Origin of the sequence: Micromonospora sp. NPDC049171, from assembly GCF_040648275.1 — a bacterium.
GTDB lineage: Bacteria > Actinomycetota > Actinomycetes > Mycobacteriales > Micromonosporaceae > Micromonospora.
In genome coordinates this window covers 59,742-66,835 of the sequence record NZ_JBEZDJ010000039.1, presented here as the reverse complement: position 1 = coordinate 66,835, position 7,094 = coordinate 59,742, and the positions used below count along the sequence as shown (strand labels likewise).

8 protein-coding genes are annotated in these 7,094 nt (G+C 71.8%); 1 reads left to right on the top strand and 7 read right to left on the bottom strand.

The genetic code is table 11. The features are described 5' to 3' along the window. Positions 1–69 precede the first annotated feature (69 nt). On the bottom strand, positions 70–654 hold the full coding sequence (locus AB0B14_RS33920) for a TIGR03086 family metal-binding protein (RefSeq protein WP_357526149.1): 585 nt from the start codon (positions 652–654) through the stop codon (positions 70–72). A 31-nt stretch (positions 655–685) separates the two neighbouring features. On the opposite strand from AB0B14_RS33920, the gene AB0B14_RS33915 reads away from it, so the two are divergent. Then, positions 686–1,483 carry an AraC family transcriptional regulator gene (locus tag AB0B14_RS33915; RefSeq protein ID WP_357068765.1) on the top strand — a complete coding sequence of 266 codons (798 nt, stop codon included), beginning with the start codon at positions 686–688 and terminating at the stop codon, positions 1,481–1,483. Between the two features lie 13 nt (positions 1,484–1,496). Here AB0B14_RS33915 and AB0B14_RS33910 read toward each other — a convergent pair whose 3' ends face one another. The 6 genes from AB0B14_RS33910 to AB0B14_RS33885 are packed head-to-tail and all read right to left on the bottom strand — an operon-like array spanning position 1,497 to position 7,094. Next, the gene (locus tag AB0B14_RS33910) at positions 1,497–3,035 is read right to left on the bottom strand and encodes a SpoIIE family protein phosphatase (RefSeq protein ID WP_357068767.1); all 1,539 of its coding nucleotides are present in this window, start codon (positions 3,033–3,035) and stop codon (positions 1,497–1,499) included. A gap of 4 nt (positions 3,036–3,039) precedes the next feature. Continuing rightward, entirely contained in the window at positions 3,040–4,398 is a 1,359-nt protein-coding gene (locus tag AB0B14_RS33905; RefSeq protein ID WP_357068769.1) for an ATP-binding protein, read from the bottom strand. After that, complete coding sequence (locus AB0B14_RS33900) at positions 4,395–5,408, bottom strand: SpoIIE family protein phosphatase (protein WP_357526156.1); 1,014 nt, start codon at positions 5,406–5,408, stop codon at positions 4,395–4,397. Before AB0B14_RS33900 ends, AB0B14_RS33905 begins: the two co-directional genes overlap by 4 nt. Continuing rightward, positions 5,405–5,824, bottom strand: coding sequence for an anti-sigma regulatory factor (locus AB0B14_RS33895; protein ID WP_357526147.1), 420 nt, complete (start codon positions 5,822–5,824; stop codon positions 5,405–5,407). The genes AB0B14_RS33900 and AB0B14_RS33895 overlap by 4 nt, the downstream gene beginning before the upstream one ends. Continuing rightward, positions 5,821–6,234, bottom strand: coding sequence for an STAS domain-containing protein (locus AB0B14_RS33890; protein ID WP_357068773.1), 414 nt, complete (start codon positions 6,232–6,234; stop codon positions 5,821–5,823). Before AB0B14_RS33890 ends, AB0B14_RS33895 begins: the two co-directional genes overlap by 4 nt. Next, a complete protein-coding gene (locus AB0B14_RS33885; protein WP_357526145.1) occupies positions 6,234–7,094 on the bottom strand; it encodes an STAS domain-containing protein in 861 nt (286 codons plus the stop codon). Before AB0B14_RS33885 ends, AB0B14_RS33890 begins: the two co-directional genes overlap by 1 nt.

The following is a 7,094-nucleotide window of genomic DNA, read 5'->3' as shown; positions in this document are numbered from 1 at the left end:
TCACACATTCATGGTGGGGGCTTGGGGGGGGGGGGGTGGGGTGGGGGTGGGGGGGGTGGGGGGGTGGGGTTATGGGGTGGGGGGCCAGGTGGGGGTGCGGCCGGTTTGGGTTAGGAGGTGGGCTAGGTCGGGCGGCGAGGTTGGGGTTGGGGTTGGGGTTGGCACTGGGTCGGCGAAGACGCCCATCTTGCGGGCCGTCGGGCCCAACTGCTCGACCAGCCCGTGCAGCTCGGCCACCGCCTCCGGGGCCGGCTGGTACGGCTGGCCGGTGGCGACGGCGAGGTCCCAGCCGTGCACGGTCAGGTCCAGCAGAGCCATGCCACCGATGACGGCCTGCGGCATCCCCATGCCCGGCGAGACACCCTCCAGGGTGGACGGATCCGACCAGGCGGCGATCAACCTGTCGGTCTCCGTCTTGAACCGGTCCCGCCAGCCGTCGGTGAGGTGGTCGGGCTTCTCGGCCCACTCCACCTGCCGCTTCTCGGCCAGATCCTGGAAGTTGACCACCACCTCGAACAGGTGGTTGAGCAGATCGCGCACCACGTAGTCCCGGCACGGCGTGGCCAGGTCGAGTTGGTCGTCGGTGATGCCACGCACCACGTCGACGGTTCGCGGCGCGGCGGCCGCCAGCAGGTCGCTAGTCTGAGTGGTCATGGGGCCAGCGTATGAGGGTGGTCTTGAACAAATGCGACACCGACCGCGTGGCGACAGCCGGGGCATCCTCGACCCCGGGCGCATGCTGCGCGAGGTGCGCTTCCGTCGGCACCTGCCGGTGGAGTCGCTACGCCCGTGGGTGGAGCACTACTGGCTGATCGACTGGGCGTTGAGCACACCGTTCGAGCAGCGTGTCCTGCCACACCCGGCGGTGAACGTGGTGTTTCGGCGAGACGGTGACGGGCCCGAGTCCGGCGAGGTGGCCGGGGTGGGCCGCGACCTGTTCCGGATCACGCTCGCCGGCACCGGCCGGGTGTGCGGGGTGCAGTTCCGCCCCGGCGGGTTCCACTCGTTCTGGCGACGACCGGTCACCGAGCTGACCGGCCGCCGGGTGCCGCTGCCCGCTGGCCGGCTGGCCGTACCCCATGAAGTGGTGTGTGGGGCCACCGACGACGAGCGCTGCCGCGCGTTGGACGCCCTGCTCACCGCCTGGGATCCGGAGCCGGATCCGATGGCCGAGGAGGCCGTCCGGCTGGCCGATGCGATCCGCACCGACCGGACGGTGCTGCGGGTCGACGACTTCGCCGCGCGGCACGACGTTCCGGTTCGCCGGTTGCAGCGACTCTTCATCGAGTACGTGGGGGTCGGGCCGAAGTGGGTGATCCGCCGCTACCGGCTCCAGGAGGCCGTCGAACAGGCCGCCGGCGGCCCACTGTGTTGGGCGGATCTCGCTGCCGACCTGGGCTACAGCGATCAGGCTCACCTGGTCCGCGACTTCACCGCCGTGGCCGGGGTGTCCCCCGCCGCGTACGCCCGCTCGGTGCACTGAGGCCGGCACCGGCTCAGCGGCGGCGCAGGACGACCACGGCGACGTCGTCCTGGATCTCCGGTGGGGCCAGCTCCACCAGCAGCCGGGCGCAGAACCGGTCCAGGTCGTCGTCGACAGTGGCGCAGACCGCGGCGAGCGCGGCCAGCCCCTCGTCGATTGTCGCGTCCCGCCGTTCGATCAGCCCGTCGGTGTAGAACACCAGCGTGGCCCCGGCCGGCAGCACGAACTCCAGGTCGGCCGGACGAGGCGCGCGGACGCCGAGCAGCGGCGCGGAGTGCTGCACGAACTCGACAGTGCCACCCAGGTTGAGCACCGGCGGAAGATGCCCGGCACTGGCCAGCCGGACCCGCCCGGTCGGCGGGTGCAGCAGCAGTACGCAGAGGGTGGCGATCTCGTTGGGCAGCAGTGTCCGCATCAGCTCGTTGACCCGGTGCAGGATCTCGCCGGGCTGGTGCCCCTCGACCGCGTACGCCCGCACCGCGTGCCGCAGCTCGGCCATCACTGTCGCCGCGTGCAGCGAGTGGCCGGCCACGTCGCCGATGGCCAGCAGCAGGTGCCCGTCGAGCATCACCAGCTCGTAGAAGTCGCCGCCCACCTCGGTCTGCGCACTGGCCGGCTCGTAGCGCACGGCGAGGTCCAGGCCGGCGACGGTGGGCAGCCCGCGCGGGAGCAGGCTGCGTTGGAGGGTGACGGCGATCCGGTGCTCCTCGTCGAACGAGCGTTGCCCCTCCACGGCCGCCGCCACCGCCTGGGCCAGTTGCTTGAGCACCGGGGTCCGAGCGGTCTGGGTGGCCGTCGGGACCACCACGTACAGCGGGGCCCGGTCCTCGCGCAGCCGGGCGGCGGAGACGGTCACCGTGTCGTCCGCCGGCCAGTCGACAAGCGCCCAGCTGTCCGGGCTCTGCACCCGGACGGTGGCGCCGGTCGGCACTCCGGTGTCGTCGACGACCCAGGGCACCACGGCGGCCGTCGCGCCGGGACCGGCGCAGATCCCCGCGAGGCAGTCACCGTCGAAGGTTTCGGCGATCACCGCCGCGGGGCTCTTGAAGATCTGCGCGGCGCCCTCGGCGGCGGCCTCCAGCAGGCGTGCGAAGGTCGGCGCGGCGTGCACCGCGACTGTCGTGTCGGCCAGCCCGAGCAGGCGTTCGGCGAGCAGTTCGGCGCGCTGCCGGGCCTGGTAGTAGCGCAGCACCGCCCGCGTGGTGGCGATCAGCTCTTCCGGCTCGATCGGCTCGGTCAGGTACGCGTCCGCGCCCCGGGTCAGCCCCTGGGCCCGGTCGGCCACGTCGACGGCGTGCGCCGACACGTGGATCACCGGCATCGCCGGGTGCCGGGCCTTGATCTGTTCGCAGACCTCGTACCCGCTCAGGTCGGGCAGCCGCACGTCGAGGACGACAAGGTCGATCCGGTCCACCTCGACCCGGGCCAACGCGTCGGCGCCGTTCTCGGCTTCGAGCACCGTGAACCCGGCCCGGGTCAGCCAGCTGACCAGCAGGTAGCGCTTGGTACGACTGTCGTCGACGACCAGGATGGTTGCCGGCATGCCGTCCATGCTGTCACGCCCCGCCGATGGGCAGGGAGACGGTGAACGTGCTGCCCCGGCCCGGCACGCTGGCCAGCTCCAGTGTCCCGCCGAGCAGTGTCACCAACCGCCGGGCGTACGGCAGGCCGAGGCCGGTGCCGCCGACCCGGGTGGCGCCCGGCACCTGGTAGAACTCCTCGAAGATCCGGTCGTGCAGCTCGGTGGCGATGCCGGGGCCGGTGTCACTGACCTCGAAGTTCCACCGGTCGTCGTGCTGGCGGGCCCGCAGTCGCACCTCGCCGCGCTCGGTGAACTTCAACCCGTTGTGCAGCAGGTTGCGCAGCACCTGGCCGAGCAGCACCTCGTCGGTGCGCAGCGTGGCCGGCGCGGTCGGCTCCTCCACCACCAGCTCCACCCCTGGGCGGGTGGCCAGGGCGCGCAGTGTGCCGCGCAGTTGGCCGAAGACCGGCCGCAGGTCGACGTCGGCCCAGTCCGGCTCGATCCGGCCGGACTCCGCCTTGGCGAGGTCCAGCAGCTCGTTGACCAGGTTCAGCAGGTCCGCCGCCGACGAGCGGATCAGATCGACCTGGCGGCCCTGCTCCTCGGTGAGCGGGTCGGAGGCGGAGTCGGTGAGCAGCCGCCCCAACCCGATGATCGCGGTGACCGGCGCGCGCAGCTCGTGGCTGACGTTGGCCAGGAAGCGGCTCTTCGACTCGCTCGCCGCGCGCAGTTGCGCCGACTTCTCGTCCAACTCGGCGTAGAGGGCGACGACACCCCGGTTGGTTTCCTCCAACTCCTCGGTGAGCTGGTTGTAGAGCGCCAGCACCCCCCGGTTGGTCTCGGCCAACTCCTCGTTCAGCACGGCCAGCTCGTCGCGCTGACTGCGCACCTCGTCGAGCGCGGCGATGAGTTGCCCGTTCTGCACTGTCAACTCGTCCAGCGCGCTGGCCGGCGCGATACGGCCGAGTTCCGTACGGAACTCGGCGAGCCGCTCCGGGGTCGGCGTCGGCGCGTTGGCCGGAACTCGTCGGGACATCCGTACGACCGTAACCCCCTCGACGGTCGACACGCTCAGTGTGTCGACCAGTCGGGACACCGCGCCGGACTGCGGTTGGTAACCGCCGTCCGGGAGCGCGGCCACCGGGGCCAGGTCGGCGCGCAGGTGGAACCGGCCGTCTGCGCCCTCGTCGACGTGGAAGGAGACGTCCGCGCCGCCGGTCGTGTGCAGCAGATCCCGGGCCACCTCGCTGAGCGCGGTGGCGATCCGTACCTGGTCCTGGCGTTCGAGGCCGACGACGGCGGCCACCTCACGGCCCCGTTGGCGGATCACGAAGATGTCCTGCTCGACCCGCAGCGCCATCTGCAGCAGCGGCAGCGCTGGCTCGGCGGTCATGCCCAGGACCTCGCGACCAGTACGCAGGCGTCATCACGTCGCACACCCGCGTCGCGCAGCAGGGTCGCGGCCATCACCAGCGGAGACCGCTCCGCCAGGCCCGGGTAGTCGGTCAACCGCCAGCGGTCGACCACACCGTCACTGTGCATCACCAGTCGGGCGCCCGGAGCGAGCGGGTAGTCGTACTCCCGGATCGTCGGCCGTTGGTGACCGGCGATGCCGGGCAGCGACACCAGCCCTCGGCGCTGACCGTCACCCTCGACGACCACGCCGGAGATGTTACCCAGGCCGGCGTAGCGCAGCATGCCGGCCGCCGGTGCCAGCTCGGCGACCGCGAGCGCGGCGCCCCGGGTGTGCGACATGCTCCGGTGCAGGTGACCGACGACCGCGGCCGGTGGCCCGGCGGGGGCGTTCCGGAACGCGGCGAGCGCCGCGTCGGTGGCGGCGGCGGCCAGCGGGCCGTGCCCCAGCCCGTCGCTGACCAACACCTGGTGCCGCCCGTCGGCGACCCGGACGGCGTACCCGTCACCGCTGACCGTCTCGCCGGTCAGCGGTCGGGTGAGGGCACCCACCCAGGACGGCGGCGCCGGCTCCGCCGGCCAGACCTGCACGGCGAGGACGGTGCCCCGGCCGGGCAGCGAGTAGCCGTCGAACCAACTGGCCTGCCGGACGATGGCGCCCAGACCGATGCCGAGCGTGCCGGTGGTGGAGTGCCCGTCCTGCGACGAGACGGTGAGGTCGGCCATGCCGGGCCCGGAGTCGATGGCGATCAGCTCCACACCGGCCTCCCCGGCGCGGCGTACCGGTCGCAGCAGCAGGACACCGTCGGCGGCGTGCTTGACCAGGTTGCTGGTCAGCTCGGCGGCGACGATGGCCAGGTCGGCGATGCGTACCGCACTCAACTCCACCTGCGCGCCGAGGCGCTCGGCGGCGCGCCGCACGGCGCTCGCCGCGCTGCTGGCCTCCACCCGGAACCAGATGCCACTGTCGGTGACCGCGTCGGCGTTCACCGGGACCACTTGGTGACCGTGATCCGCGTGCCGGTCTCCGCGGATGTCTCGATCTCGAATTCGTCGACGAGTCGGCGGGACCCGCTGAGCCCCAGGCCGAGCCCGCCGCCTGTGGTGTAGCCGTCGGTCAGGGCCAGGCCCAGGTCCGGGATGCCCGGCCCGGAGTCGGCGAAGACGATCCGCACGCCCTTGCGCCGGCCGTTGTCCACGGTCGTCACCTCGACCGAGCCACCGCCGCCGTACACCAGGGTGTTGCGGGCCAGCTCGCTCGCCGCGGTGACCACCTTGGTCTGGTCGACGAGAGACAGCTTGACGGCCACCGCCACGGCGCGGACCAACTGCCGCACGCGCACCACGTCCTCGTCGCTGCGGACCGCCTGCGCCTGCGGGGGGCCCAGGTCGATGTCCGCGGTCACGTCGTGGCCGTCTCGGCGTCCGGCTCGTCGTCGAGCTGATAATCGAGCAGTTCGTCGGCGTGGGCCGCCGCGATCAGTTCCATGCCGCGCTCGACGTTCAGCGCGGTACGGATGCCGTTCAGCGACAGCCCCAGTTCGACAAGGGTGATGGCGACGGCGGGGCGCATCCCGACCACCACCGTCTCCGCGTCGAGCACCTTGGAGATCGACGCGATGGTGGAGAGCATCCGCCCGACGAAGGAGTCGACGATGTCCAGCGCGGTGATGTCGATGATGACGCCGTGGCAGCCGGTGTCCACGATCCGCTCGGCGAGATCCTCCTGAAGCTGGACCGCCGTCTGGTCGGACATGTCCAACTGGATGGAGACGAGCAGGATGTCGCCGATCTTGAGGATCGGCACCCGTTCCATCAGACGCCCCGGCGCGGCTGGCGGCGGGCGGTCTCCACCCCGGTGAGCCGTAGCACGTGGCGCAGCGCGTCGGCGAGGCTCGCCTTGGTGGCGATGTCGCCGAACTCGATGCCGAGCGCGACGATCGTCTGCGCGATCTGCGGGCGGATGCCGGAGATGATGCAGTCGGCGCCCATCAGCCGGGCGGCCACCACGGTCTTCAGGATGTGCTGGGCGACCTGGGTGTCCACCGCCGGGACGCCGGTGATGTCGATGATCGCGTACGGGGAGCCGGTGTCGACGAGCGTCTGCAGCAGCCGCTCCATCACGACCTGGGCCCGCGCCGAGTCCAGGGTGCCGACCAGCGGGACGGCCACCACACCTTCCCAGAGCTTGACCACCGGCGTGGAGAGTTCGAGCAACTGCTCGGCCTGGTCGGCGATCAGGCTCTCCCGGGTGCGGACGAAGCTCTCGAAGGTGAACAGGCCCATCTCGTCGACGAGCTTCGAGAAGGCGACGTAGTCGTGCAGTGCGTTGACGCCGCCGGCCTCCTGCACCAGCTCGGCCAGCACGTCCTTGAGCGCGAAGATGCTCACCGTGGTCTCGGTGGCGGAGAAGCCCTGCCGGGCCCGACCACGGGACAACTCGGTGAGCGCGGCGCGCAACTCGGCGGCGTTGTCCGTGGACAGGTCGATCTCGCCCTGCTCACCGGCGGCGACGACGACGCGATGCAGGTCCTGGACCTGCCGGCGCAGCTCGGCCTGGCTCAACCGGCCCCGCAACGAACTGGTGACGATCTCGGTCCACCGAGACGTGACCCGTTCGGCCTGCCCGCTGAGCAGCGCGGCGAGCCGACCACTCTCTTCGGTGCTCAACGCCAT

Excerpts from the sequence above, each read along its gene's own strand:
- AB0B14_RS33920 (WP_357526149.1), bottom strand. The coding sequence starts at position 654 with ATGACCACTCAGACTAGCGACCTGCTGGCGGCCGCCGCGCCGCGAACC.
- AB0B14_RS33915 (WP_357068765.1), top strand. The coding sequence starts at position 686 with ATGCGACACCGACCGCGTGGCGACAGCCGGGGCATCCTCGACCCCGGG.
- AB0B14_RS33910 (WP_357068767.1), bottom strand. The coding sequence starts at position 3,035 with ATGGACGGCATGCCGGCAACCATCCTGGTCGTCGACGACAGTCGTACC.
- AB0B14_RS33905 (WP_357068769.1), bottom strand. The coding sequence starts at position 4,398 with ATGACCGCCGAGCCAGCGCTGCCGCTGCTGCAGATGGCGCTGCGGGTC.
- AB0B14_RS33890 (WP_357068773.1), bottom strand. The coding sequence starts at position 6,234 with ATGGAACGGGTGCCGATCCTCAAGATCGGCGACATCCTGCTCGTCTCC.
- AB0B14_RS33885 (WP_357526145.1), bottom strand. The coding sequence starts at position 7,094 with ATGGCGTTGAGCACCGAAGAGAGTGGTCGGCTCGCCGCGCTGCTCAGC.